We start from the raw sequence: 741 nt of genomic DNA on the forward strand, positions 1-741 counted from the left end.
TCGCCAAATCGTGATACCCTCACGGCTATTCATGCCATTGATGAAGTGTTGGTAAAGATGAAGGAGATTCCAGAAGATCTCACTTTTGTAGTCGATGGAAATCCCATCTATCTTCTAGCTCAACACTTTTTCGCCCAACACGACATCCAGTTTGATGTTAAACAGGTGATTGGTCTGACAAATGAAGACCCTGTTTCGACCGAATTCAGGCCACTTAAACAAGTCATTGAGAGACTTAATCGTACATTTAAGGGAAACTACCGTTCCACACATGGCTTTGGTTCGGAACATGGTTCTGTTTCCTATGTCACCTTGTTTGTCGCTTATTTTAATTTTCTGCGACCACATGCCTCTTTAGAGGGAAAGGTACCTGTTGTCAATCCATCCTTATCAGGTCTTCCTACAATGCCGGCACGGTGGACAAAACTGATCGAATTAGCTCAACAATGGATCGTAAAACAGCGGTTAGCCTAACTTTTTGTTTAGCTGAGCCCCTTGTTTTTTTATTCGGCTATTCAGCAATCGGCGGAGCGAACTCTTGACAAACCGAACTTGCCAATGGTTTAAAATGGGAAAAACCAAGGGCTTATTTGGCCTGCCTTCTTTTTGTCCCCTTCGCCCTTGTTAGCCTGAATTCAAACCATTGGCGTGTTTGTCAAGAGCGATTGCGGCAGCTTACCACCACATTTAGACCTTAGAGCTACTTTAGGCTTTTGTTTTCATAGAATTTTTGACACTACC

General features: G+C 43.2%; 1 protein-coding gene. It reads left to right on the plus strand.

Features of this window, described 5'->3' with window-relative positions:
- Positions 1–474 (plus strand): integrase core domain-containing protein (locus KI363_RS21580; RefSeq protein ID WP_212967612.1); only part of this gene is annotated, 474 nt, incomplete at its 5' end.
- Positions 475–741: the final 267 nt, after the last annotated feature.

Source organism: Lederbergia ruris (genome assembly GCF_018332955.1).
Taxonomy (GTDB): domain Bacteria; phylum Bacillota; class Bacilli; order Bacillales; family Bacillaceae_C; genus Lederbergia; species Lederbergia ruris.